Here is a 22,740-nt window from a genome sequence, read left to right as displayed (position 1 = left end):
AAGGAGAACTATGCTGAAAAGATACATGTTGCTGGCGGTGGCTACAGTATTTTTTGCTTTTCAAGTATTAACCAGTACTGCTACTGCTGCTGAATTAGATGATGCGACTCGAACCGTTGCATTGAATGAAGGGAGTACCGTTACTCTATCCACTCAGCAAGCAAAAGAGGGTCAGCGCTTATTTAACTTTGCCTGTGCAAACTGCCATATTGGCGGAGATACCAAAACCAACCCCACCATCAACTTATCGGCCGATAGTTTGGCAAATGCGAATCCCCGCCGCGATACAGTTGAAGGCCTGGTGGATTATATGAATAATCCCACCACGTATGATGGTTTCGATGCTATCTCTGAAGTGCATCCTAGTACTCAAAGTACAGATGTCTTCCCTCTAATGAGAAACCTATCTGATGACGATCTATTCGACATTGCAGGTCATATTCTCATTCAGCCTTCTGTGATTGGTGATCAATGGGGTGGCGGTAAAGCTAACCGTTAAGCGTCCATTGGTTGTTGACCAGTATGAACGGCGTTATCTTAATAAAGTTCACACTTAAGGCGCGCATCAAATGCTGAAATCGTGGCTCACACGTTGTTTAATTGCTTTTCTATTGGTTTGTTGGGGAACACTGCTCAGCCCAATAGCGCAAGCGGCAGATGTTGATGACTATATTGTCCGATATCTGAAGGTGACTGAACCTGTTCCTATTTCAAGAAATGCCGATGGAGAGACTCAACTGTTTTCTCCAGTGGATCTTTCTGAAGGGAAGCGACTGTTTGAAGATAATTGCAAAAACTGCCATGTGGGTGGGGCAACATTGCCTAACCCTGTGGAGTCCTTGTCTTTGAAAAATTTGCAGGGGGCAACTCCCCCTCGGGATAACATCGCCAATCTGATTGAATTCCAACGAGAGCCTACTGTCTATGATGGTAGCGATGTTAGCTTTTGGTGCCGCCAAGTCCCTGATACTTGGTTGCCTGATCAAGAGCTAGCAAAACTAGAAGCCTTTATTCTCAGGGCTGCTGAGGTTGCTAGAGGTTGGGGCAGCGAAGATGTTGCCGATGGCATAGATTTTACTTAAGGTGTTTATCCTTAAAACTGCCCCAAGAAAGTTGATTGGAGCAATATCAATGCCGTTAGGACAGGTCTTGTACAGGAATGAGCTCTCTGGTTAGGGTTCTAAAGTTGCAGAGACCATCCTAAAATAAGGATGCGAGTTCATCGCATTTGCTATAACTAAGCACCATATATTTTTATCTTGGGTGTCTGAAGTTAATAAATTTGGCAGCCTTGCCAATATGAATTGAGAGGAGAAACACGTTGAAAAAACTTCTATCTATTGCTTTAACTGCGCTTGCTGTACTGACCTTTGCCATCAGCGGTCCTGCTTTAGCAGCTGATGCGGGTGCAGGTGCAGGTGTCTTCAATGCCAACTGTGCAGCTTGTCATGCAGGCGGCAACAATGTTGTCCAAGCTGACAAAACCTTAAAAGCTGATGCTTTAGCAGCGAATAGCATGAATTCTGCTGATGCCATCATCAACCAGGTCACTAATGGTAAAGGTGGTATGCCTGCATTTGGTGCGAGCCTTTCTGCTGCTGACATCGAGAACGTTGCTGCATACGTTTTAGATCAGGCTGACAAGTGGTAAGTTTGGCAATCTAGATTGTAAGGATCCCTTCTGCCTTTGAGGTAGGAGGGATTTTTCAATTTTGGCTGCCGGTGACTGAGGAGGTGAGCAAGGTTATTGCGATTTGTGTCATCTTGAACCTAGTGCCTGTTCCGTCGTGATGAGAGATGCCATGCGCCCCACTCGTTCTACTTATCTTTGGTCCCTTGGTTTGGGAGTATTGTTGCTCTGTGTGTTACCCACGGTGAGTTGGCGGTGGATCCATGCGACAACGGTCGTTAATGTAGAACAAAAAGCGCTCTTGGATCGATTAGCCCAGGCGCAAGTGGTCTATTTGGCTGAAACTCACGATAGTCAAGCCGATCACAAAGCTCAGTTAACGATTGTTCAAGCGTTATATAAACGGCAGCCTCAGCTTGCGATCGCAATGGAAATGTTTCAGCGTCCGTTTCAAGAGCCGATCAACCGGTATCTGGCGGGCGAGATTACGGAAGCCCAACTGCAAAAAGAAACCGAATATCGCCAACGCTGGGGCTTTGATTGGGAATTCTATGCCCCTGTTTTACGCTTTGCCAAACAGCATCAACTGCCTGTAATTGCCTTAAACACTCCCACGGAGGTGACGAAACAGGTCAGCCGCAAAGGTTTGGAGAGCCTGACTCCAGCAGACCAAACCTTTATTCCTCCGCTGGCTGAGATCGATGTGAGCAATACCGCCTATCGTCAGAAGCTCAAAGACATTTATGAGCAATTTCATCCAGGCCATGCCTCTGAAGACGGATTTGATCGTTTTTTTGCAGCTCAGGTGCTTTGGGATGAGACCATGGCTGAGAAGATTGCCCAGACTGTTGATCAGCAGCCAGAGCAACTGGTGGTGGTCCTGGCGGGTAAGGGACATATTGAGCAAGGCTATGGCATTCCCGATCGAGTGGTGCGCCGTCTCCAACCGCGTCCACAGGAGTTTCGCCAATACTCGGTTTATCTCAACCCTATGGATGAGGCGAGACAGATCGTTAACCCCCCTGCTGCGGATTTTTTCTGGGATAATTCTGGATCCTGACTGATAAGGAGAACACTATATTGGACAAGCATACTCAACGAATTGCCCTGGTGACGGGTGCCAATCGAGGGCTGGGATTGGAGGTCTGTCGTCAGCTGGCCCGACAAGGGATTACCGTTATTCTGACGGCCCGCGATCGCAACAAGGGAGAACAAGCCACGCAACAATTGCTGGAGGAGGGACTTCAGGTTATCTTTAAACCCCTAGATGTGGCGGATGATCAGAGTGTGAACCAGTTGGTTGAGCAGTTAGAGGCAGAGCAGGGCCGCTTAGATATTTTGATCAATAATGCTGGCATTAACTTTGACTTCCAGCAGCCGGTGTTAGCGGCTGATTTACAAGAGGTCCAAGATACTTTCAATACCAACCTGTTAGGGGCATGGCGGATGACCCAAGCCTGCTTGCCCTTGTTGCAAAAAAGTCAGCAGGGTCGAGTAGTCAATGTGTCTAGTGGGGCTGGCTCCTTTGCGGGGCCTCGAGGGCTGTTGGAACAGGGGGGAGGGTTACCGGCTTATGCTATTTCCAAGGCAGCGCTCAATGCTCTGACCGTTAAGATCAGTCGCGCTTTGCAAGAGACGGGGATTTTGGTGAATGCCGTTTGCCCTAATTTCACGGCGACTTATCCTGGGACAGCCGAAATGGGCGCAAGGCCCGTCCCTGAAGGGGCCGCTGGCATTGTCTGGGCTGCCATGCTACCAGATGATGGGCCGACGGGAGGATTTTTCCGGGATGGCAAACCCTTGCCGTGGTGAGTTGTCTATGATGTTGTGAGCAGGATAGGTCTGGCAGATACAGTCCAGCTGAACCCATAAAGTATTTACAGATCGCTAGCAATGTCCAAACAGTGGTGGAAGGTTGCGTTGGTTTTAAAGGCTTGTGCATTAAGGTGAGTGAGGCTGGTCTGATAGCCCTGTTGTTGAAGATGAGCCATCAGGCGATCGCGTTTGGGAATATCCATTTTGCCCCGGCGGCCAATGTCTGCCACGGAGTAGAAATAAGGCGGCATCAGCGCTTCTGCTTGCATAATTCGTAAGAGTTGAACCCGATCTGACCACCCCCACTCTTCAGCTAGCGCCTGCATAGAGGCTAGCCATGTTGGATCATGCAATGGCCCGAGCCACATGGGGCCACTCAGGGTTAAGGGCGGGCCTTGGTGGGGACAGGTGGCCCGACTGAGCTGGTCCCAAGCGACGGTTTGATAGTGACCGCAGTGGTGACAATAGCCAATAAAGCCCAAGCCATGCTGGGGTTGGGGAGTGGTCACCTGGACAAGGACTCGATAAATCTGACCTTGAAAGTAGGAGATAATGGGCTGGATATCTCGCCCTAGAGCTTGAGCCTGTTGCCAGCACAGACCCAGCAACAGTCGGAGTCCTTGCTCATGGGCCGCCGGATGCGATCGCGCCCATGCTCCCAATAATCGCTGACTATGGTTGGGGTTATGTCCGGCTAAGGTGCGGCTATCGGTGCCTGTGATATAAAGCAATCCGCCTCGTTTGACCGTTTGCAAACAACCCTGCAAAAAGGGTGTAGGCAAGCCGAAACTGTCTAAGTCTATGAAATCAAAGTTGTCTTGATATTGATAGCACTGATGGAATAAGTGCTCCGCTGCGTGATACGAGAGTTGATATTGTTGCGGTGGCAGTTGACTTAAGTTGTCGGTCAAAACGTCTGCCATCTCAGGATTGGCATCGTTGGCCCAGATCCAATCGGCCTGGCTTTCAAGGACATAGCGTTGCGATCGCACCCCGCAGCCCGTCATCACATCCAACACCCGCAGTTGCCCGGTGTTGGCTTTATAGACCGTTGCGGCTAATACCCCTAAGTCGCGGGCGGGGCGACTGCTGGCCCGAAAAAACGCGGGTCCTACTTTAAATAGGGCTTTGCCTTCGGTGTGATGGCTATCTAACACACTTCAGCAATCAGTTGTGACAATCCATCTTGACTCAAAGGCGTGACGATAAAGACTTCTTGCACCGTCTTGCCAGACCGAGCGAGGACTTTAAATCCGCCACGAATAGGGACAGAAATTCTTAACCGCAAATGGGGGGCATGGCCTTTGACCCGACTGATCACGCCAGGCGTCACCGTCTGAATGCCGGGATATTGAATCAGTTTGTTTAAAATCGTCAGCAAGCCGGGAATATGGGTCGAGTGATTGAGGACGAGGCGACCTTTGCGAACCGGCATTAGGCGGCCTCAAGGGGGGCCATGGTCAACCCTGCCCGCTGCAGCTGCATATGGTAGAGCTCGGCTTGTTCTTGTGGTCCGACCCAAACGATGGCTTGCCCCTCGAAATGAATTTGATTGGTTAATTCCCAAGCGCGATCTGAGGTCATCTGGGGAATATAGGTCATCAACGTTTTAGCGACATGCTCAAAGGTATTGACATCATCATTGACGACAATCACCTTAAAGTTGGGATAAGGTTTCCGAACCGTTTTTTGGCTCTGTTGTTCTTCAGGGCGAGTGATGGGAGTTTGCACTGCTGTGATGGCTACAGGCCGATCGGAGATCATCGCCATGCGTGGCCTATCTGAAGTAGAAAGCTTAAGCATGTGAACTGATTTTAGGTGACATCAATGTTGAGAAGAGTTTACATCAGTTTACCTTGCGGTTTTAGCGTTGCCTATGCTTGAGTGGGCAATGGTAGGATAATCTGCCGACTGGAGAGGATGCATGGTGCAGCTGCCCCCCTATTCGCATGGGTTATTGCCCTTTTAGGATCTATGACGTCTGAACAACAACTGGTGCCAGGAATGCTGTCTGATCGCCTAGTGGTGCGTACCCAACAGGCCCTAGACTCGGGTGCGTTACAGCCCATTGCCACTGAGTATGAGCAGTTGGCAGCGGGGGGACTAGAGTTTTTGGTTCGTGTGGTGGCGAATCTGGAACGGAAAGCTAAGGCCAAACAAGCGCCTAAACCGAAGAATTTTAATCCTTTTTTACCCTATGAGCCTGGCCTCTTCGTCGCCGATTTATCAGAGACGCATGTGGGGTTGTTAAACAAGTTCAATGTGGTGGATCATCATCTTTTGATGGTGACACGGGACTTTGTCAGCCAAGAGACTTGGTTGGATGCTGCCGACTGTTTGGCCTTGGCCATCGTCTTAGGAGAACTGGATGGTTTGGCGTTCTATAACGGTGGCTATGCAGCTGGGGCCAGTCAACGCCATAAGCATTTACAAATGGTTCCCTTCCCCTTCCTGCCTGAACGAATGGGGCTACCGATCGATCCTTTAATGGCTGCGGCGAAGGACAAAGGGCGGAGTAAAGCTTTCCCCTTTGTCCATGCGATCGCATCTCTGTCTCTGGATTGGTCAGCGCCTGCCCAGGTAGCACCACAGCTGTTGGCAACATATCGTCACTTGCTGGCAGCGATTGGATTACCGTGGCAATCAGATAATTCGCAGGCAACGGGAGCCTACAATCTTTTAGTGACGCGAGAATGGATGCTGATGGTGTTGCGATCGCAACCCAGTTTTTCGGGTATTGCCATTAATTCTCTCGGTTTTGCAGGGTCTTTGCTAGTCCGTAATACCCAAGAGCTAGACCATTTGAAAACCATTGGTCCGATGACGGTCCTGCAAAATGTAGGCGTTGTGTGTTGATTGCTGGTGGAAGGATTTAAAATTCGTTACAGAAGCAAAATTGATGTAAACATCATAAAAGTGCTCTATAGAAGCGCTTTTGAGGTTAGTTGGGCCGTGAGATGTGGGTGTAAATAGAAACCTTTCTTTACAATTCTAGCTAAGTTGTGTTACATTTATTTACATAAATAAATAGATTAAAACATTACGGAGCCACTCCTATGACATCTCGCGGATATACCTCAGACGATCGTGGTCGTATCAATAGCTTTGCCGTTGAACCCAAAGCCTACGCCCAAACCGAGCCAGTATTTGGTTTTAATAAAAATGCAGAACGGATCAGTGGCCGCTTAGCCATGGTGGGCTTCATGTCCATTTTGCTTTTAGAGCTAACCACTCATCTGAACTTCGTTCAAATTGTCACGGGTGGCTAAAGGCGAGTTCGTTTCTTCAACCTTTGCCTGCGAGTTGTGGGCAAAGGTTATCTTTTAGCCCTTGTGTGAGCAATCGGGGGCACTATTGCTAACCTTAAACCCCATGCTAGTAGAAATCCGAGCCGATCAACTCCTTGAGCAGTATGCAGCAGGTGTACGAAACTTTAGCTCTATGATTCTCACGGGCGAGAGTCTTTATGAGCTGACGCTGGATGGCGTCAATTTTGAACAGGCTAATCTGGCACAGGTCAATATGAGTCTGACGCAGTGCCGGGAGAGTCATCTCCGTGGTGCTAATTTATCTCAAGGCTTACTGTGGCGAACAGATTTTTCCCGCGCCAATTTAGAGATTGCGAATTTAAGTCAGTCAAAGCTGGTCCGGGCCACCTTAAAGCACGCGAACTTGCAGCAAGCGATTTTAGCCAAAACAGATTTAAGAGTCGCTAACTTACAACAGGCGAATGGGTCAGATGCAAATCTTGCAGGCGCTGACTTGCGATATGCAGACTTGACGGGGATGACGCTTGTGGGAGCGAACCTCAGTGGGGCGGATCTGACAGGAGCCAATTTAACAGGCGCAGATCTCAGCCATGCCATTCTCACAGGGACTATCTTAAAACAGGTGGATTTAAGTCAAGTGACGCTCAAGGGAGCCGACTGGAATCACCGACAGATTGATGTTTCTCGCCCCACCCCTAATCCTGTCTTGACGGTTACTGAGTCAGCCAACCTATAATCATGGGTCTGCTGTAGCTTGCGATCGCAAACCATGATCAAGCTCAGAGACTATATCCCTGCCGATGTGGAATCAGCCCTTTGGCCTCATTGTGCTGGAATCGATGGCCTGCAGCACTCCTGTGATTGGCATGCACTGTAGTGCTTTCTCTGGAGTGATTGTAGAAGGGCAATCTGGATTTATTTGTGCCGCGATCAATGCATTTGTCCACAAAATCCCAGCGGCACTGCGGCTCAATCGAACTCAGTGCCGTCACTATGTGAAGACTTTGTTGGGTCGGACTGTCCGGCAAGCCTGTTCTTAAACGGCACTGACCGAAAAAGACCTCTCTTGCTCAGAACCAACGGAGGCTGATGAGCAAGAGGGGACTCATACTTAATACGAAGTGATATAAGAAACGGACTGGTCTAAACCGAATTCCAGAGCGTAAAGTGATTACCCTTCACCGCCTTCGCCGCCTTCACCACCGTCATCAGAGGAGCTGTCTTCGCCATCTTCACCGCCTTCGCCGCCTTCACCGCCTTCACCACCGTCATCGGCAGGGCTTGTGACAGCAGGGCTGGAGCTGTCTGGGTCACCGCCTTCACCACCTGTAGTGGCCCCATCACATGCAAATAAGGTGGCCGATAAACCGAGAGCTAGAAATAACTCAATAGATTTTGAACGTTTCATCTTAGTGTTTATTAGTGCTTAACTTTTCAACAGAGCTGAGAATATCCTACCGCTTATTTGGAGTCTCTCTCATCAAACGAGTCAAAATGGGTAAAAACATCCCCACCTATCTTTAAGTAGTGAAAAATGGGGCTCTTTCCAGCAAGCGCTGATGGCTGAAGCAGATAGAGGTGGATAGAAAGTCTCCAGATAAAAGTCTGGAGGTTGATCGGTCACCCACTAGAAATAGGTGACTGCCAGAACACAGCATGAGTGCTTTTTTGAGTAACTATTATAAATTATTCTCATTTGATATAGATTAAAAGTCTAAGGGAACACTGCAACAAGCTAGTCTAAGTTTCTGAAATGAATTTCTCTATCCCTCTTCAGGCAAAGCTTTCAGAAAAAGAATATCTATTGCCACGCTATCCATCTAAAAAATAATGCCTCAGTGATTGCAATTCACTGCATTTACTGCTTAAATTAGCAAAGACACTTATTGACTAATATTCTCAACTAGTGAGTTTGTTGTTAAACTCTATACCGCTCTTCCCTAAACCAGGAAAGTACCTCAGAAAACGTTTGACCCTTACAGAGGCAGAAAGCAAGCTAGTTTCGTTTTGACGGTGCCTATGCCTCAAACCCTCACATCGCTAGCTGCGGTTGAAACTAGCCAGCTGCAGCGCTTTATTCACAATTTTCAAGAGACTTTTTAGGAATAATTACTAACAAATTGAATCGATTTAGAAGGAGCATATCCTATGCAAACCTACGGTAACCCTGAAGTTACCTATGGCTGGTGGGCTGGTAATTCTCGCCTTGCTAACTCTTCGGGCTTATTTATCGCTGCCCATACGGGCCATGCTGGCTTGATATCGGTTTGGGCAGGTGGTTTTACATTGTTTGAATTGGGTCGATATACGACCGCCTCTCCGATGTGGGATCAAGGCCTAGTGCTGCTTCCCCACTTAGCGGCGGAAGGAATTGGGTTTGGATCGGGTGGTGTGCTCGATAATCCACAACAGATTGTTGCCGTTGCCATGGTCCACATTATTGCAGGCGCTGTACTCGGGGCAGGCGCGTTATTTCACCTGCTGAAAGCACCGCATGATTTAAGCGATGCTTCTGGTGCGGCCCGTACCTATCATTTTGAATGGACGAATACCAATCAACTCAGCCGGATCTTAGGCCATCATCTGCTGATTTTAGGCCTCTATACCCTTTTATTCGTGGGATGGGCCATGTATTGGGGAGGACTCTATGACCCCGATCTGCAAGAGGTTAGACTGGTCACCGATCCGACCCTTAATCCATCTGTGATTTTTGGCTACCAAACCCATTTCGATAGTGTTGACAACCTAGAAGATATCGTCGGCGGTCATATCTTTATTGGTCTTTTAGATATTGCGGGTGGTATTTTTCACTTGCTTGTCCCCATGTTGCCTTGGGCCAAAAAGCGGGTTGTCGTCAATGGTGAAGCGATTTTGTCCTACTCATTAGGGGCAGTCGCTTTCTTTGGTTTTCTGTCCGCCTATTGGTGCTCTGTCAATACCTATGTTTGGCCAGCAGATTTTTATGGTCCTGCGCTCCAAATTAAGTTTGGCTTCACCCCCTATTTTGCAGACACGGTAGAACTTCCTTACGGTATGCACTCTGCTCGGTGCTGGCTGTCAAATGCAACCTATGTCTTGGCTTTCTATTTTCTCCAAGGGCATCTTTGGCATGCCTTGAGAGCATTAGGATTTGATTTTAAAGACGTAGATCAATTTCTGACATCCTTGACTTACGAAGCACCAGCAGCCACTGCCAAGCCTAAAGCATCGAAGAATGCCATGGCTCCGGTGCCGTCTTCTTCTCCACCAGCGAAGGCGACGACGGAATCTACCTAGTCTGTGTTACCCCATTCAACCCTCTGTGTTGAATTAAGAGCGAAACGGTAAGAGCGTGAACAACCTGGGCGCTTCACGCTCTTGCCTCTTTCATCGTAACGAACCCTCGTTTTTTGTGTTGTAATCATTTGGAGTCTGTATGTCACAAATTGGAATGTTCTTTGGCACCACCACTGGTAAAACAGCGGAAGCGGCTGAAAAAATTCAAGAGGCCTTTGGTGGAGAAGATATCGTCACCCTGATCGAAATCCCAGATGCAGAAGATGGAGATTTTGCGGGTTACAACTATTTGCTGATTGGTTGCCCAACTTGGGATATTGGTGAACTGCAGAGTGACTGGGATGCCTTTTTCCCCAATTTGGATAGTATTGATTTTTCGGGCAAGAAAGTTGCCTACTTTGGTACGGGCGACCAGATTGGCTATGCCGATAATTTTATGGATGCGATCGGTATGATTGAAGCCAAAATTACGGAGAAGGGAGGCCAAACCGTGGGGCATTGGTCCACCGATGGATATCAATTTGATGCCTCTAAAGCGGATAGAGGAGGCAAATTTTGTGGATTAGCCTTAGATGAGGATAACCAGTCTGAACTCTCTGATGAGCGAATTGAAGCTTGGGTGGCCCAAGTTAAAACAGAATTTGGAATTTAGGATGCCGACAGCGGGGTCAGGATGATTGTCCTGACCCTTTCTGAATTCCTGCAAATTATCAAGTGTAACGATCTAAATGACTCACTCCATTGATGCCGTTTGGGCGACAACTAGTCCTTACCTCAAGCGTTTTGACCAACCCCTACTCGACCAGTTGAGCAAGCATCTCACGATTGCTCAGTGGCAGTATCAGCAGTCTGAGGATGAGCCCAGTTCGCTCAGTACAGCAGTGGATTTGCTGCATGACTATATCCAAGATTGTGACCATCCTATTCATTTAGTCGGTCACGGTACGGGTGGGTTAGTGAGCTTGCTCTATGCGCGTCAATGCCCACAGAATATTCGGTCTCTCACCTTGCTGGGGGTCGGCGCGGTCGCTACTTTAGATTGGATGGCTCACTATTACTTCCATCTCCAGTTTGTGCCTTATAACCGCCGCCAAATGCTGACTCAGATTGTGCCAGATTTATTTGGAGACCAACAGCCAACGGTGACGTGCTACCTTAGTCGGCTATTGGAAAAGGATATGATGGTTTCCCCATCCCCACATTCTTTGTTTCAACGCTGTCATTTACCTCCTGGGGGAGTGTCGGCACCATTGTTGGTCTGTGGTAGTCAAAACGATCCAGTGGTCGATAGTCAGGCCCTTAACGAATGGCAGTCTTGGATGAAAGACTGCGATCGCATCTGGCAATGCGCGGAAGGACATCACTTTTTCCACTGTTTCTATCCTCAGCTCGTTGCAGAACAGATTCTAGATTTTTGGCAAGTTAAGCCTGCGATGCCTTTGGCCTCCATTGATCTCCGTCCTTGCTCTGTTTAAGTTCTACCTTGTGTGTCCTATGGTTGCTTCTCTGTCTCGACCGTTTATGCATTCCCCCTCTTCAGCCACGAAGCGCTTCTCCGATCGTGCCTTACTACCTTCTGAACCTCAACATCTATGGCAAATCAAACGGGGGATAGCTCGGACTTACACTTGGGATCAGAATGGCAATATTACCACCCTTGGGATTTGGGGAACGGGAGATATTGTGGGGCAGTCTTTATCCAATCTCACGCCTTACATCATTCAAAGTTTAGGGGTTGTAGACGTTTATCCCTTGGTTGATTACCAATGGCAAAATGAAGCTATCCTTAGCCATGCACAACACCTGACTACCCTGCTGAAAATTATCAGTATTAAGCGGGCTGAAGATCGACTCCTGAGTTTGCTCAAATGGCTGGCCCAACGATTTGGCGTGGTGACGCCCCGTGGAACATGCACCACGATTCCTATTACTCACCAGGAATTAGCAGAAATGGCCAATATTACGCGGGTAACGGCTACTCGGCTGATTGGCGATATGGAACAGCAAGGCATTTTACAATGGTCACGAAAGCGGCAGTTTATATTGCTCGCTACCCCTTAAAACGAAATCGTTAAATACCCACCTTGAAACTTAGCTGCTTTAACAGGCTTCCCGCGGAGTTCAGGGGGCAGGAAAATATTGTGGCGCTGATCGCCCGCTTCAATTGTGACTTCCGGGCCGTATTGCGTTAGCTTGACCTGCGATTTATCGAACTTCGGCAGGAAAAGTTTGACTTGCCCCAGGGCCACATCAATGTCCATCGGCTTAGGCGCAGTGGCCGCTTGCTTTAAATCCGGTAGGGCGGTGATCAGAGCTTGCCAATCTCCTGTATATGAAGGGAGGGTGGCCACAGAGAGAGGATCAAAGGCCGTTTGTAAGGCTGCGGCATCGAGAGGGACTGTTGTCGGTGTGGCAATCACCCCACCGATGGTTAAGCCGACTTGTTGGGCACTGCCCCAATAATATTGCGCCGTTGCGATCGCAACCTCATCCCCCGTCGTCACCAAATAAGCGGCCACGCGGTTGGGATCGGCGATCGCCTGCTTCGCATCATCCAAGGCCGCATTCGCGCGTTCCGTCGGTTCCGCAAAGTTGTCACCTGCCCAATTCACCGTAAAGACCGCCGCTGTAACAGGCTGGACAAAGGGAGACAGAGCTTTCCCTAAATCCGAATCGGCAATCACTTGGCGAAATCGACGGGCATACCAACTGAGAATTTCCGGTGACCCGACCATACGCAGGGTCGATAGATCGCCCGGCCCGTCGTAAATAATGACATCGTAGTTGCCGCTGTCCTCGTACTCCCGCAGAGCATTTAGGGCAAGCGCACTATCCATGCCCGGCAGAATGCCCAGTTCTTGGCCAAAGACCGTCTTAAAAAAAGGCGTGCGGACATACTCGGCTTCGAGTTGCTTGAGGTCTTCCCAAGCTTTCTCCAGCAATACGGTACTGCGAAGCTGCACTGCTTTGAGATTGACACCGAGTTCTTGCGGGTCGGTGCCCACCGGCGCACCAATGATCAAATCAAAACCGGGACCCGGATTTTGACTAGCCAATAAGACCCGATATCCCTGTTCAGCAAATTGTTTAGCGGCTGCGATCGCAACCGTTGTTCGCCCCGTACCACCTTTCCCTAAGAAGGTCAGCAAAAATGCCATGCAGGGTTACCGTCGGCCTGTTTCTAGCTCATCTTCAAAAAACCAACTGCTGGTTTTGTCATTAAAAGTGACGACCGCACCGATACCGCTACCATCCGTCATTTTGAACTCTTGAATCGTTCCCATTTCACCTAACTTGTCACTCAACGCACCAGAAAAGCGATCGCGAATTTGGCAAACACGAACTTTCTGACCTAATCTCATCAATCGATACCTCTGCAAGAAAACGGACCAATCCATAGTCTAGCAGGCTTGTGGCGGTTATACCGTAAGGATTTAGGCTTATTTGGGGGGCAAGAAGGACTCTCGTAGGGGGTGTAGGCGTTATTTTCCTAAGTGATGGGCTTCGATCCAGTCAATAGCTTCAGCTAATGTTTCCGCATAAAAGGATTTGCCACTGCGCGGATCCCGCACATGCCACCAGCAGTCTCGTCTGGCATTAGTTATTTTCTGGATACTGAGTTGAGATCGCTGGACCCAGCGCAATGCCAAGTTCTGCCACCATCCACTGAATGATGACCCTCTTCGCGATCTAGGTGTCTGTGATCGGGTAGGAGCGTCCGCGACGGGGCGATGTTGGGAATGCTTGCCTATGGAAGAGTCCAATGGTCCGCTGCGATAACGACTCTGGAATAGCTTTGATTGGTTCAACATCGGATCAACCTCACTGAATATATTTTTCTATTGGCATAAAGGGCCTAGTGTTTTATCAGTGGTTTTCTAGCAGAATATGCGAGTATTCATCAAGCGATAGACTGGGCAGTTTAAAGCTCATCCAATCGTCAAACCTACGGTTGCCATGAGATCACTGCCATATCTCGCCAGAGGGTGAGTGAACACCGCTTTACCTGGGTTAAAGTTTATCTTTGTTAAAATATTTTTTCAGAGAAAATTGATGGTATCAATGCCTTGAATACCCTCTGTTCTATAGACAGAAAAGTAATCAGAAAAAATTTTGATATTGTTTCACGTCAATGGTTTGGGCGTGAAACATTGCCTATATCACCCCTGATCTAAGAGAGACGAATCTCTTTAATAGATAGACCCGCTGAGATCTGCTAAGGGGCAATTGTGATGAGTCAACACAACAGATCGCTCAGTCAGATAGGTATGAAAACCTTTATCGACCTCTGAACATACATTGATGCTTTTAGAGAAGGACTATCAAAGGCAATTTTTCTTAGAGAAAGGACTGGTCTGCTCTGATAGTGATCTTGATACTTCCAGGTAAGGAATGTAAGGAGATATCTGTAAAGTCTGGCTGTAGAAATTTATGATGTTGCTAAAAAAATGGGTCCGTTTTGATGCGATGATAGGGGTAATGAGTGTTCAACAACACCGAAAGTGTGCGCTGCCAAACCTGTAAACAGGTCGGTATCGTAAATCTTGAGGCTAGATGGGTACTACTATATATAGGCAATAGCAGAGTTTTTAGTTCAACCGATGCCAGTTTATCAATCCCATTATGAAGAGTTGCTGGCAACGTATAGTAACCACCACCATGCTGTTGAGCTTTTGAGACAGCATCGTCCTTACTTTGAAAAAATTCCGAGTATTCGTCGTTCTCGTGACAGCGTGATCACGATTCCGCTGCCGGTGGTTCAGGTGCGCCGCAGAATACCACAGTCAGAGCTGAAATCCTCTGATAGCCTCTATGAGTTGATTGCGCTGCCTTGCGATCTCTCCTTACTGATGTGTGATCCAGAATGGAAAATAAAAACCGGCGTAGAAATCTTAGTTTTTATTCACCGTCCCCAAGAAGATTTTTCGCATCTGGTGAGCCGCTGGCGGCAAACGCAGGTTGCCTTAAGTCGAGGCTACACCTGGGAGATGCCCCAGCAGTTTCAACATATTTTTAATGAGGGAGCGGAGAAGATGTATCCCCTCTTCGTTTTGTTTGAGGATACATCAGAACGGATTAAGCGAGGCTTGAACGGTTCATTTTTGCCCTACGTGATTCAAAATGTGGATGTTGCTACGGAAAAAAGCAATAAAGCGGTAGGGGCAGTCAGTTCAGAGACTACGCCTGATGCCGAGTAAGGCTGGCAAGAATTTGCTGTTGTAGTTCTGCCCGCGTCGTGGCAGGTTCTAGACAACTGAAGCCTTGGCACACTAAACCCATCGCGTCGGGCGGCACGTCGGAGGATTGGCTGTACACGGCTGTGGGTAAATAGGCAGAAGCTAGGTCTAGTGTGGCTGTCCGAATGGAGGTGCGGTGAAAATACCAGTCCAGGGCGACAAATAAGCTAGGACAGGCTTTTGTAGAAGACTCCATGACTTGTCCAAAGGTTTGCAGGGCCTGTTCTGCTTGAGTTAAATATTCGGTGCGATCGCACACCAAACTCAGGCGGATCAGATTTGCGATCGCAACCCCATTGGCCGCAGGCGTGGCATTATCTAACCAGCTCCGCTCTCGAATCAGTAATTCACCGGATGTTTCACTGCCCGTATTAAAATAGCCGCCGCCTTCGACGGCCCATAAATGCTGATCAAATTCATCTTGCGTCGTTTGTGCTGCTGCCAACCAGCGATGGGCTTGATCTTTATCTAGGCTTTGACAGGCTTGATGCAAATCCAAAAGGGCTTTGATAAAGAGCGCATAGTCTTCCGATTGAGCCGTCACGGCAATGTTGCCATCGTAATTAACGCGATGCAGTCGTCCCTCGGACCATTGCTGAGTCAGAATAAAGTTGGCGGCTTTGGTGGCTAAGGCTAGATAGTCGGTCTGTTGAAAAACCGCTGCGGCTCGGGCCAAACCGGAAATCATCAAACTATTCCAGGCCACAATCATTTTGGTATCGGTCACCGGGGGAATACGGCCTGGCCAAGGATGGGTTTTCGCCACCTGATTATTGATCGCAGGGGGAAAGGTGGTTAGAGAGTCGGGCCGTTCTCCATAGCGAACCTGAAAAAGCTTTTCTAGGGCTGCTTCTACTGGGTCGCTAACGACGCCGGGTTGCTGGCGCTGGAGAACAATCAGACCTTCCTCAAAATTGCCCTCTGCACTCAGGTGGAAAATCTCTGCCATGGCTGTGAGTTCGTCTGGTGTCAGCAGGTGGGTCAGATCTTCGTAGGTCCAGGTATAAAAACGACCTTCCTCTGGCTCTGAATCATCAGGGGTGATAAAGTTATCGGCATCTTGAGCCGCATAGAAATAGCCCGCCTCTGCCGTCATTTCTCGTTTGAGCCAAGCCACCGTCCTGGCAATGGCCCGCTCAAAAGCAGGCTCTTCAACGCCTGTACTCCACAAATTCGCGAGATACTCAACAATTTGGCCATTGTCGTACAGCATTTTTTCAAAATGGGGCACTGTCCAATTGGGGTCCACAGTGTAGCGATGGAATCCGCCGGCCACATGGTCATAGATTCCACCTAAGGCTAAATCCAGTCCCCGCTGATAGCAGGCTTGTTGGGATTGCTCTTGTTCTGGGGTGGAAAAGCGGGCACCATGAAGTGCGATCGCAGCGTAGGGAATCATGGGAAAGCTTGGCCCTGGCGTTTTATTTATCAGCACCGTTGTATTCTTAGCAATGCCCTGACTCAACAGTTCAGGTTGGAGGGCACCAATGGGATTGAGAACCGTTGAACTTTGCAGATAGCTACTGAGCTTCTCTTTCTGGGTGTCTAATTTTTCTTTCTCCTGGTCATAAAAGCTGCGAATCGCTTCTAAGACTTGCAAAAAGCCAGGGCGACCATATTTGGGTTCCTCCGGAAAATAGGTGCCGCCATAAAAAGGCACCAAGTCCCCCGGCGTTAAAAACATATTCAGGGGCCATCCCCCTTGCCCGGTCATTGCCTGAACCGCCTGCATATAGATGCTGTCAATATCTGGCCGTTCTTCCCGATCCACCTTAATCGGAATATATTGCGCATTCATATACTCGGCAATTTCCGTATTGGAGAAGGCTTCTCCTTCCATCACCGTGCACCAATGACAGCTAGAGTAGCCCACGGAGAGAAAAATAGGTTTATCCTCTTGGGCGGCACGGGCCAACGCTTCTTCACACCAGGGCCACCAGTCAATGGGATTATCAGCATGCTTGCGCAGATAGAGGCTAGCAGAATGGGCAAGACGATTCGGCATGAAGCCACCAGAGGAAAGTGCATTCACAGTCTATCGCTATCTTCTTGGGGGAATTTTTCCTAATCCCAAAAATATTCTTAAAGTCAAATCTCGCTCTTAAACTCAAAGAAACCCGTGATTTTCGACGTTCATTGAGGGGCAATGAGTATACTTGATCTAGATGTTTTGGCAATGGTTATGGTCGTTTCTTCCTTTCCCCAAGACAAGCAGGAAACTTTTCTATCCAAGAAAGTGGCCATTGCTGAACTCAAAAAGACCCATCAGCTCGATATCGCCTTTGCTCAACGCATGAATGCCGATCAGATCCGCGCATTGCTCTATGCCGTTAGAGAACAAGATGATTTGGCCGATGCGATTCGATCTTTGATCGAGCAGCGTAGCCATTTTGCCAAAAATAATCGCAGCTATGGCTTGGTTAAATATCGAATTGAGAATGAGCGAGATTACGCCTTAAATCAGCTCAACTATGTGGAACAACAGCTCGAAAAATATCAGCAGTATTTCAAAGAACTCCTCAGAAATTTCCTCGATTTAGAACAGAGCGAAATCCTTCGATTGGTGAGAACGCTTTTAGCCCAACTGGATTAGGAGGGGAGATGGCGCGTATCCATGACAACATGTCCTATCGAGACCTGCAAACCTATAATCGGACCTTGCTCACGCAGCATCAACTCAACACAGAGCGTAAACAGCAGGGACTCCTCAACCGAGGTTGGCAGCAAGTGATTGATTTATATACCTGGATTACCCAAAAAATCCAGACCACTTCCAGTCAGGTCGAAGCCAAGATCCTGTCTAACTTTGCCCGCATGCAACAGGCTGCCACGGCTATCAAATCAACGGTCAAGCAAGTGCGCAAACGCTCTCAGCATTGGCAGCACACCGAATTGGCTCACACTATTCAAGAACGCTAAGTGTAGGACAGTAGCGATGACGCGGATGGAAACGTGCCTGCAACTCTTTAACCAAATGCAAGGGGCAAAGCTACGAGCCCATGCGGCGGTAAACCGAGTGTATTCTCAATATCGCGAGCAGTACCAAGACTGGCGACAAACGCCGGAAGCGCGTCAACTGATTGAGCAACAACTCCAGAAACTGGGAGATATCTGCCCCGTCTGTCAGCGAGGATTGGCGGTCTCCAATAGCACCATTGACCACCTGGAGCCCAAGCGCAACCACATCAGTAAAACCCTGTGCCAAGATAATATGCTGGTGATGTGTTGGGGGTGCAATACCCACAAAGGCACTCAACCCTTCGTCCTATGGAGACGACAACTGCACCCGTTTCGCCAACAGTCTCTGGACTATGCCATTATGCAAATTCACGGGGAAGCTAGACTGGCTGAATTACTTGAACCAACTTCGTTGCAGTAATTTTTAACATTGAACCCAGACTGATTAGGTAATAACGGAACATATCAGACAAACCCGTAGTTTCCTGAGTAGCCAAACCGTATCATGCATCATTTGAAATACTGAAAATGAGTATTGAGGAGTTTAAATATCTTTGGGATGGAAGTGAAACGGGCTGGTTCTTACAACATATCGATCGCGTCGAATGGCGTTTGATCTTCTACTTTGGAAAAACAGGGCCATCGAATCTAGAACTCATCAAATTACATAAAATAGTTCCAGAACTAAAATCCTTAAAAATAACCTCAATTTATAACAATCTGAAAGGTCATGCGATCTATCGGACTCAAGAGAAATACGGCAATATAGAGTCTAGAAGATTGTTTGAGCAAGCCAGTGCGCTTGGATTAAATGTAGACCTAGAGAGCAAACAGGTTGGGGGTTATCTACCTATCTCAAAAGATAATTGTGTGCTCATTATCGAGGATGACAACCTCGCGAATAGAGTCGTTGGAAAAATGATTGAAGCTGGAGTCGAGGTTGTTGAGATTCATGTTGACTAATGCCATCCCCGTGCTTAAGGTTTAGCCAGCCTATGTGAATTAACTCTGAGGTTCATATCATTTTGAACTATACCCTCAAATAGCAAAGGCCACATCAGAAATAGAACGGGAAAGAAATTATGAAAATTTGGGTTGATGCCGATGCCTGCCCGAATGCCATCAAAGAAATTCTGTATCGAGCTGCAAGACGGGTCAGAATTCACCTGACTTTAGTCGCCAATCAATATATCAATCCCCCGGCATCCGATTATATTGATGCGGTTCAAGTCCCTGCGGGCTTTGATGGTGCTGACAACCATATTGTGGAACATCTGCAGGCTGGAGATTTAGTGATCACTGCGGACATTCCCTTGGCAGCGGCTGTGATTGAAAAACTAGGCCATGCCCTCAACCCCCGAGGTGAGCTGTATACGCAAAACAATATGCGGGAACGACTTGCCATGCGTAACTTTATGGAAGAGATGCGGGAAGGTGGACTGGTCACGGGCGGGCCACCGGCATTAAATCAACGAGATCGACAACTGTTTGCCAATCAGCTCGATCGATTCTTAGCCAAACACCATCAGCCACCCGCCTGAGATTTAACCGCCACAATCACTACCCAAGACTGCTGATCTTGAGGAAGCCCCGGGGGGCGGTAGTAATGATCCACGACGATGAATCCGGCTGTTTTCACCAAAGGGGCGAGGGTTTCATATTCCCAATAAGAGACAAACCGCTGACCGGAGGGACGATTAACAAAGCCTTCGTGATGGCCTCGGGCCATGGATAAAACGATTGCCCCTTCAATCACCAAGGACTGCCATACGTTTTTGAGGACCGACGCCATTGAGGCTTGGGGGACATGCAATAAAGACGCATTGGCAAAAATCCCGTCAAAGTAGCAGTCTGGCAGATCTAGATCCAGAAACGTTTGCTGCCAGATTTCGCAACCTGTTTGCTGGGCCATTTCCACAAAGGCAGGGGTTGCATCTAGACCAATAACCTCATGCCCTTTAGTCTTGAATGCGATGAGATCACGGCCGGGTCCACAGCCTAAATCTAGGATGCGCCCCGGATGACGGGGCATCCATTTTATTAACGCCTGTCGGTTTTGAGAGACATCATGGTCCCAAGTGCCTTCCCGGAAGCTGTTGGCGGTGGCCTGATATTCAGCAATGGTGATATTTTCGTGGGATTTCACTCGGCTCAACCCATTAAGAAGGTCCGCATATATTGGTTGACCAGCTCGGGCTGTTCTTCCTGGATCCAGTGGCTACCCTGATTCCTCTAACCCCGTAATTGAAAAATCTGGCAATCGCCGTTAACTTAGAGGCGGTTGGAGCGTTGCGTAGTCAATTTTGTCGGCAGGAATGGAAAGAGGGAAAACAGCGACTATCGTTTTTTTATCTCTAGTGCTGGGAGTGATAGCTTTTGCTTTCTGGAGCAAGACGTCGTGGGGCCATGAGATTGTGTTTAAGCAGTCTGCGATCCTGCGGTCTGATATCGCCAAAATCGCAGTTGTGCCTAATACGTTTGCCAATCTGCGGATTTATTTATTCGCTTACAGCGTCAAGCAAACGCTTTTTTGGAGCAAGTTGCTTGGTCCGTTTATTATATCGGCGAGCTTCCTACTGTTGGCCGCTTTTGCTTTGTTGTCGGCGGAACAGTAGAGTATAGCTTCCGCAAGCGCCAATGCTACCGTTGCCTCTTGCTAACTGAATAGAAGGGCTATGCGATCGGCAAAAAGTGCTGATTGTTTATTCTTGTTGCCAGTTCGGAGTGGTTAGCGTCAGACCCGTCTATCCAGAGTGTAGGAGCTACTATATAGTGAGGCTGGCTAGGAGATCAAAGGCTTGCTCAGGGAGCGTAAAGGGTCCCATTTTTTGCAACTCTTCAAGACTTACTTGTGTTAACTCTTCAATAGCTCCATGAATCTCTAACTTAGGGGTTGTCCAGGTTTTTTTCATGCTGACTACACTTTTTCAGTATAACGAGGTTCCATTTTAGCACTTCATACTTTAAACGATTTTCACCTAGATGTGTACTCCTTAATATGGTGTTTTAAGAATTGAGCTATTTTTGGGAGTTGTTGGAGATCGCGCGGTCGTTTGAGCCGATATAAGCTGACATGATTAGCTAGCTTTGCCGCTTGCGTGAACTGGTAGCGATCGCGCATCGGTAACACAGACTTTAACCCTGAAAAACGGAGCAACTCAATTAAGGCTTGTTGTTGGGGAATCCGTTCTATGGACCAGTTTGGACCATATTCTAAAACGTATAAATGCTGGAGAGAAACAGCGTCTGAGTGATTCTTAGAGCAAAAAGAAAACGTGGATTCTGGGGCTGTTTTGACAGTCTTTTCAGTCAACTGGAGTTGATGAGCCGCTGCTGCCGATAATTTCATCTGAGGGACACCTGCATACACTAAGGCATGACCTGCGCTGATTTGAATTGCAGTTAAGTCATCTGCTACGCCTATAAATCCCTGATCGATGACTGCTGCTAGAGCCGAAGATTTCCCCGCACCCGAATCACCTAAAAAAGCGATGGCGGTGTCTTGGATGGTGGCTGTACTGGCGTGCAGGATATAGAGTCCTCGCTGATACAACAGAACGGCTAAGACAACACCTAATAATGCCTGACTAATTTGTGCCTGTTTCGCAGTTTGACTGGCAACCAGCACGATTTTGCACCCTCCCTGAATAATAAAGACGCCTGCGTTCTGGAGGTACACTAAAGCGTCATGTGGGTTGATCTGAATCGCGATAGGTTGTTGAGCCACCGCTTGGGGAATGTAATCACTCATACAACCATCGTTGACGAGTTGAATCGTGACGTCTGACCGCGGTTCTGGAGACGATAGCTCCACTAAGTCTGAAATAGGAAAGGTTGACTGAAAAGTTAAGCCGTAGAGTTGATAAAAGTGCATATCAAGGAATTGGCCAGCTGGATGCATTCATGTTGTATAAAAAACGAATGGAGAAGGTGAAGCTTTATCTTTGCGCAAGGATTGGTTAACAGCGACACTCACTCACCATAGGCCTTTCCTGATGGTGATGCAGAACATTTCAGCCGAAGTTTAGACGACTGGTTTGAGGATTTTTCTGGTATCTGGGCATTCTCATAATGGATGGATAGAGCGGGGAACATGGATTCTTCAGACGTACATTTACCTCAAAACATCACCTTAACCGGATATGTTCCCCTTGAAATATTGCATGAGGGGCAGTATACGCTGGTTTATCGAGCCCTGCGCAGTGAAGATCACACGTCCGTTATCGTTAAAACCTCCCAACCCCAGGTGCCTTTAAGATTCTCAGATCACCTGGCCTTTCGCAATCAATTCACCATCGGTCGCCATCTTAACCATCCTGGCATTATCCAGCTGTTCAGTCTAGAACCCTGCCAGCAGACCTATGCCCTGATCATGGAAGATTTTCAGGGAATTGCACTCTCTGAATTCTTGCAGTCTGCTGTTGCTCTCCTAGAGGGGTTGAAAATTGCCCTGCAATTGGCCGATATTCTCCACTACCTGAGCCAACAGCGAGTGTTGCACAAGGACATCAAGCCAGCTAATATCCTGATTCATCCTCAGACCCTTCAAGTCAAG

General features: G+C 48.1%; 31 protein-coding genes. 21 read left to right on the top strand and 10 right to left on the bottom strand.

Annotated elements, in window-relative coordinates; genetic code table 11:
• Positions 1-10 precede the first annotated feature (10 nt).
• The 5 genes from psbV to Q0986_RS07730 all read left to right on the top strand — a co-directional run bounded on the left by psbV (position 11) and on the right by Q0986_RS07730 (position 3,442).
• Entirely contained in the window at positions 11-499 is a 489-nt protein-coding gene (psbV, locus tag Q0986_RS07750; protein WP_299407385.1) for a photosystem II cytochrome c-550, read from the top strand.
• Positions 500-569: 70 nt separating this feature from the next.
• Positions 570-1,082, top strand: a complete 513-nt coding sequence (gene psbV2, locus Q0986_RS07745; protein WP_299407376.1) for a photosystem II cytochrome PsbV2 — start codon at positions 570-572, stop codon at positions 1,080-1,082.
• A gap of 239 nt (positions 1,083-1,321) precedes the next feature.
• Entirely contained in the window at positions 1,322-1,651 is a 330-nt protein-coding gene (gene petJ, locus Q0986_RS07740; protein WP_299407373.1) for a cytochrome c6 PetJ, read from the top strand.
• Between the two features lie 151 nt (positions 1,652-1,802).
• A complete protein-coding gene (locus Q0986_RS07735) occupies positions 1,803-2,690 on the top strand; it encodes a ChaN family lipoprotein (protein WP_299407368.1) in 888 nt (295 codons plus the stop codon).
• Between the two features lie 17 nt (positions 2,691-2,707).
• Entirely contained in the window at positions 2,708-3,442 is a 735-nt protein-coding gene (locus Q0986_RS07730) for an SDR family oxidoreductase (RefSeq protein ID WP_366918542.1), read from the top strand.
• Between the two features lie 65 nt (positions 3,443-3,507).
• On the opposite strand, the gene Q0986_RS07725 is transcribed toward Q0986_RS07730, so the two are convergent.
• Genes Q0986_RS07725 through clpS form a run of 3 tightly spaced genes read right to left on the bottom strand, consistent with a single transcriptional unit; the run spans position 3,508 to position 5,209 of the window.
• Positions 3,508-4,602: a tRNA (guanine-N1)-methyltransferase gene (locus Q0986_RS07725; protein ID WP_299407359.1), complete on the bottom strand. Its 1,095-nt coding sequence runs from the start codon at positions 4,600-4,602 to the stop codon at positions 3,508-3,510.
• Positions 4,596-4,880, bottom strand: a complete 285-nt coding sequence (locus Q0986_RS07720; protein ID WP_299407354.1) for a DUF2103 domain-containing protein — start codon at positions 4,878-4,880, stop codon at positions 4,596-4,598. The genes Q0986_RS07725 and Q0986_RS07720 overlap by 7 nt, the downstream gene beginning before the upstream one ends.
• Complete coding sequence (clpS, locus tag Q0986_RS07715; protein ID WP_366918541.1) at positions 4,880-5,209, bottom strand: ATP-dependent Clp protease adapter ClpS; 330 nt, start codon at positions 5,207-5,209, stop codon at positions 4,880-4,882. The genes Q0986_RS07720 and clpS overlap by 1 nt, the downstream gene beginning before the upstream one ends.
• A gap of 210 nt (positions 5,210-5,419) precedes the next feature.
• On the opposite strand from clpS, the gene Q0986_RS07710 reads away from it, so the two are divergent.
• From Q0986_RS07710 to Q0986_RS07695, 4 genes are all read left to right on the top strand, one after another.
• Positions 5,420-6,301: a phosphorylase gene (locus tag Q0986_RS07710; protein ID WP_299407344.1), complete on the top strand. Its 882-nt coding sequence runs from the start codon at positions 5,420-5,422 to the stop codon at positions 6,299-6,301.
• A 200-nt stretch (positions 6,302-6,501) separates the two neighbouring features.
• A complete protein-coding gene (locus Q0986_RS07705; RefSeq protein WP_299407340.1) occupies positions 6,502-6,714 on the top strand; it encodes a chlorophyll a/b-binding protein in 213 nt (70 codons plus the stop codon).
• Between the two features lie 85 nt (positions 6,715-6,799).
• Entirely contained in the window at positions 6,800-7,450 is a 651-nt protein-coding gene (locus Q0986_RS07700; RefSeq protein ID WP_299407336.1) for a pentapeptide repeat-containing protein, read from the top strand.
• 64 nt (positions 7,451-7,514) lie between these two features.
• The gene (locus tag Q0986_RS07695) at positions 7,515-7,754 is read left to right on the top strand and encodes a glycosyltransferase (RefSeq protein ID WP_366918540.1); all 240 of its coding nucleotides are present in this window, start codon (positions 7,515-7,517) and stop codon (positions 7,752-7,754) included.
• Positions 7,755-7,885: 131 nt separating this feature from the next.
• On the opposite strand, the gene Q0986_RS07690 is transcribed toward Q0986_RS07695, so the two are convergent.
• On the bottom strand, positions 7,886-8,122 hold the full coding sequence (locus Q0986_RS07690; RefSeq protein ID WP_299407331.1) for a hypothetical protein: 237 nt from the start codon (positions 8,120-8,122) through the stop codon (positions 7,886-7,888).
• 740 nt (positions 8,123-8,862) lie between these two features.
• On the opposite strand from Q0986_RS07690, the gene Q0986_RS07685 reads away from it, so the two are divergent.
• The 4 genes from Q0986_RS07685 (at position 8,863) to Q0986_RS07670 (ending at position 12,051) form a co-directional block, all read left to right on the top strand.
• Positions 8,863-9,990, top strand: coding sequence for a chlorophyll a/b binding light-harvesting protein (locus Q0986_RS07685; RefSeq protein WP_299407326.1), 1,128 nt, complete (start codon positions 8,863-8,865; stop codon positions 9,988-9,990).
• Between the two features lie 139 nt (positions 9,991-10,129).
• A complete protein-coding gene (fldA, locus tag Q0986_RS07680) occupies positions 10,130-10,642 on the top strand; it encodes a flavodoxin FldA (protein ID WP_299407322.1) in 513 nt (170 codons plus the stop codon).
• 76 nt (positions 10,643-10,718) lie between these two features.
• A complete protein-coding gene (locus Q0986_RS07675; protein WP_299407317.1) occupies positions 10,719-11,465 on the top strand; it encodes an alpha/beta hydrolase in 747 nt (248 codons plus the stop codon).
• 19 nt (positions 11,466-11,484) lie between these two features.
• Positions 11,485-12,051: a Crp/Fnr family transcriptional regulator gene (locus tag Q0986_RS07670; protein WP_299407313.1), complete on the top strand. Its 567-nt coding sequence runs from the start codon at positions 11,485-11,487 to the stop codon at positions 12,049-12,051.
• Here the strand turns inward: Q0986_RS07670 and Q0986_RS07665 are convergent.
• From Q0986_RS07665 to Q0986_RS07655, 3 genes are all read right to left on the bottom strand, one after another.
• Positions 12,048-13,148 carry an ArsA family ATPase gene (locus Q0986_RS07665; protein WP_299407309.1) on the bottom strand — a complete coding sequence of 367 codons (1,101 nt, stop codon included), beginning with the start codon at positions 13,146-13,148 and terminating at the stop codon, positions 12,048-12,050. The two genes, Q0986_RS07670 and Q0986_RS07665, sit on opposite strands and share 4 nt — an antisense overlap.
• Before the next feature lie 6 nt (positions 13,149-13,154).
• Positions 13,155-13,352 carry a DUF2862 domain-containing protein gene (locus Q0986_RS07660; protein ID WP_299407300.1) on the bottom strand — a complete coding sequence of 66 codons (198 nt, stop codon included), beginning with the start codon at positions 13,350-13,352 and terminating at the stop codon, positions 13,155-13,157.
• A gap of 120 nt (positions 13,353-13,472) precedes the next feature.
• Complete coding sequence (locus Q0986_RS07655) at positions 13,473-13,802, bottom strand: hypothetical protein (RefSeq protein ID WP_299407296.1); 330 nt, start codon at positions 13,800-13,802, stop codon at positions 13,473-13,475.
• Positions 13,803-14,591: 789 nt separating this feature from the next.
• Here Q0986_RS07655 and Q0986_RS07650 point away from each other — a divergent pair.
• Positions 14,592-15,188: a hypothetical protein gene (locus Q0986_RS07650; RefSeq protein WP_299407292.1), complete on the top strand. Its 597-nt coding sequence runs from the start codon at positions 14,592-14,594 to the stop codon at positions 15,186-15,188.
• Here the strand turns inward: Q0986_RS07650 and Q0986_RS07645 are convergent.
• On the bottom strand, positions 15,169-17,232 hold the full coding sequence (locus Q0986_RS07645; protein WP_299407288.1) for a thioredoxin domain-containing protein: 2,064 nt from the start codon (positions 17,230-17,232) through the stop codon (positions 15,169-15,171). The genes Q0986_RS07650 and Q0986_RS07645 overlap by 20 nt on opposite strands.
• Positions 17,233-17,373: 141 nt before the next feature.
• Here Q0986_RS07645 and Q0986_RS07640 point away from each other — a divergent pair, with 141 nt between their 5' ends.
• The 5 genes from Q0986_RS07640 (at position 17,374) to Q0986_RS07620 (ending at position 19,726) form a co-directional block, all read left to right on the top strand.
• The gene (locus Q0986_RS07640; RefSeq protein ID WP_299407283.1) at positions 17,374-17,820 is read left to right on the top strand and encodes a hypothetical protein; all 447 of its coding nucleotides are present in this window, start codon (positions 17,374-17,376) and stop codon (positions 17,818-17,820) included.
• A gap of 8 nt (positions 17,821-17,828) precedes the next feature.
• Positions 17,829-18,146 (top strand): hypothetical protein, encoded by a 318-nt coding sequence (locus tag Q0986_RS07635; protein WP_299407278.1) that lies wholly within the window; start codon positions 17,829-17,831, stop codon positions 18,144-18,146.
• A 25-nt stretch (positions 18,147-18,171) separates the two neighbouring features.
• Entirely contained in the window at positions 18,172-18,606 is a 435-nt protein-coding gene (locus Q0986_RS07630; protein WP_299407273.1) for an HNH endonuclease, read from the top strand.
• A gap of 107 nt (positions 18,607-18,713) precedes the next feature.
• Positions 18,714-19,148 carry a hypothetical protein gene (locus Q0986_RS07625; protein WP_299407268.1) on the top strand — a complete coding sequence of 145 codons (435 nt, stop codon included), beginning with the start codon at positions 18,714-18,716 and terminating at the stop codon, positions 19,146-19,148.
• A 119-nt stretch (positions 19,149-19,267) separates the two neighbouring features.
• Positions 19,268-19,726, top strand: a complete 459-nt coding sequence (locus Q0986_RS07620) for a YaiI/YqxD family protein (protein WP_299407265.1) — start codon at positions 19,268-19,270, stop codon at positions 19,724-19,726.
• Here Q0986_RS07620 and Q0986_RS07615 read toward each other — a convergent pair.
• Positions 19,711-20,331, bottom strand: a complete 621-nt coding sequence (locus Q0986_RS07615; RefSeq protein WP_299407261.1) for a class I SAM-dependent methyltransferase — start codon at positions 20,329-20,331, stop codon at positions 19,711-19,713. The two genes, Q0986_RS07620 and Q0986_RS07615, sit on opposite strands and share 16 nt — an antisense overlap.
• Before the next feature lie 157 nt (positions 20,332-20,488).
• Here Q0986_RS07615 and Q0986_RS07610 point away from each other — a divergent pair, with 157 nt between their 5' ends.
• A complete protein-coding gene (locus Q0986_RS07610; RefSeq protein ID WP_299407257.1) occupies positions 20,489-20,800 on the top strand; it encodes a hypothetical protein in 312 nt (103 codons plus the stop codon).
• Between the two features lie 359 nt (positions 20,801-21,159).
• On the opposite strand, the gene Q0986_RS07605 is transcribed toward Q0986_RS07610, so the two are convergent.
• Positions 21,160-22,059 carry a hypothetical protein gene (locus Q0986_RS07605; RefSeq protein WP_299407253.1) on the bottom strand — a complete coding sequence of 300 codons (900 nt, stop codon included), beginning with the start codon at positions 22,057-22,059 and terminating at the stop codon, positions 21,160-21,162.
• Between the two features lie 219 nt (positions 22,060-22,278).
• On the opposite strand from Q0986_RS07605, the gene Q0986_RS07600 reads away from it, so the two are divergent.
• On the top strand, positions 22,279-22,740 hold a 462-nt coding region (locus Q0986_RS07600; RefSeq protein WP_299407248.1), incomplete at its 3' end, for a protein kinase.

This window comes from Acaryochloris sp. IP29b_bin.148 (genome assembly GCF_028285565.1).
Classification (GTDB): domain Bacteria; phylum Cyanobacteriota; class Cyanobacteriia; order Thermosynechococcales; family Thermosynechococcaceae; genus Acaryochloris.
The sequence above is the reverse complement of the archived record's forward strand: the minus strand, read 5'-3'. Positions and strand labels throughout refer to the sequence as shown.

Excerpts from the sequence above, each read along its gene's own strand:
- psbV (WP_299407385.1), top strand. The coding sequence starts at position 11 with ATGCTGAAAAGATACATGTTGCTGGCGGTGGCTACAGTATTTTTTGCT.
- psbV2 (WP_299407376.1), top strand. The coding sequence starts at position 570 with ATGCTGAAATCGTGGCTCACACGTTGTTTAATTGCTTTTCTATTGGTT.
- Q0986_RS07735 (WP_299407368.1), top strand. The coding sequence starts at position 1,803 with ATGCGCCCCACTCGTTCTACTTATCTTTGGTCCCTTGGTTTGGGAGTA.
- Q0986_RS07720 (WP_299407354.1), bottom strand. The coding sequence starts at position 4,880 with ATGCCGGTTCGCAAAGGTCGCCTCGTCCTCAATCACTCGACCCATATT.
- clpS (WP_366918541.1), bottom strand. The coding sequence starts at position 5,209 with ATGATCTCCGATCGGCCTGTAGCCATCACAGCAGTGCAAACTCCCATC.
- Q0986_RS07710 (WP_299407344.1), top strand. The coding sequence starts at position 5,420 with ATGACGTCTGAACAACAACTGGTGCCAGGAATGCTGTCTGATCGCCTA.
- Q0986_RS07705 (WP_299407340.1), top strand. The coding sequence starts at position 6,502 with ATGACATCTCGCGGATATACCTCAGACGATCGTGGTCGTATCAATAGC.
- Q0986_RS07695 (WP_366918540.1), top strand. The coding sequence starts at position 7,515 with ATGTGGAATCAGCCCTTTGGCCTCATTGTGCTGGAATCGATGGCCTGC.
- Q0986_RS07690 (WP_299407331.1), bottom strand. The coding sequence starts at position 8,122 with ATGAAACGTTCAAAATCTATTGAGTTATTTCTAGCTCTCGGTTTATCG.
- Q0986_RS07685 (WP_299407326.1), top strand. The coding sequence starts at position 8,863 with ATGCAAACCTACGGTAACCCTGAAGTTACCTATGGCTGGTGGGCTGGT.
- fldA (WP_299407322.1), top strand. The coding sequence starts at position 10,130 with ATGTCACAAATTGGAATGTTCTTTGGCACCACCACTGGTAAAACAGCG.
- Q0986_RS07675 (WP_299407317.1), top strand. The coding sequence starts at position 10,719 with ATGACTCACTCCATTGATGCCGTTTGGGCGACAACTAGTCCTTACCTC.
- Q0986_RS07670 (WP_299407313.1), top strand. The coding sequence starts at position 11,485 with ATGGTTGCTTCTCTGTCTCGACCGTTTATGCATTCCCCCTCTTCAGCC.
- Q0986_RS07665 (WP_299407309.1), bottom strand. The coding sequence starts at position 13,148 with ATGGCATTTTTGCTGACCTTCTTAGGGAAAGGTGGTACGGGGCGAACA.
- Q0986_RS07660 (WP_299407300.1), bottom strand. The coding sequence starts at position 13,352 with ATGAGATTAGGTCAGAAAGTTCGTGTTTGCCAAATTCGCGATCGCTTT.
- Q0986_RS07655 (WP_299407296.1), bottom strand. The coding sequence starts at position 13,802 with ATGTTGAACCAATCAAAGCTATTCCAGAGTCGTTATCGCAGCGGACCA.
- Q0986_RS07650 (WP_299407292.1), top strand. The coding sequence starts at position 14,592 with ATGCCAGTTTATCAATCCCATTATGAAGAGTTGCTGGCAACGTATAGT.
- Q0986_RS07645 (WP_299407288.1), bottom strand. The coding sequence starts at position 17,232 with ATGCCGAATCGTCTTGCCCATTCTGCTAGCCTCTATCTGCGCAAGCAT.
- Q0986_RS07640 (WP_299407283.1), top strand. The coding sequence starts at position 17,374 with ATGAGTATACTTGATCTAGATGTTTTGGCAATGGTTATGGTCGTTTCT.
- Q0986_RS07635 (WP_299407278.1), top strand. The coding sequence starts at position 17,829 with ATGGCGCGTATCCATGACAACATGTCCTATCGAGACCTGCAAACCTAT.
- Q0986_RS07630 (WP_299407273.1), top strand. The coding sequence starts at position 18,172 with ATGGAAACGTGCCTGCAACTCTTTAACCAAATGCAAGGGGCAAAGCTA.
- Q0986_RS07625 (WP_299407268.1), top strand. The coding sequence starts at position 18,714 with ATGAGTATTGAGGAGTTTAAATATCTTTGGGATGGAAGTGAAACGGGC.
- Q0986_RS07620 (WP_299407265.1), top strand. The coding sequence starts at position 19,268 with ATGAAAATTTGGGTTGATGCCGATGCCTGCCCGAATGCCATCAAAGAA.
- Q0986_RS07605 (WP_299407253.1), bottom strand. The coding sequence starts at position 22,059 with ATGCACTTTTATCAACTCTACGGCTTAACTTTTCAGTCAACCTTTCCT.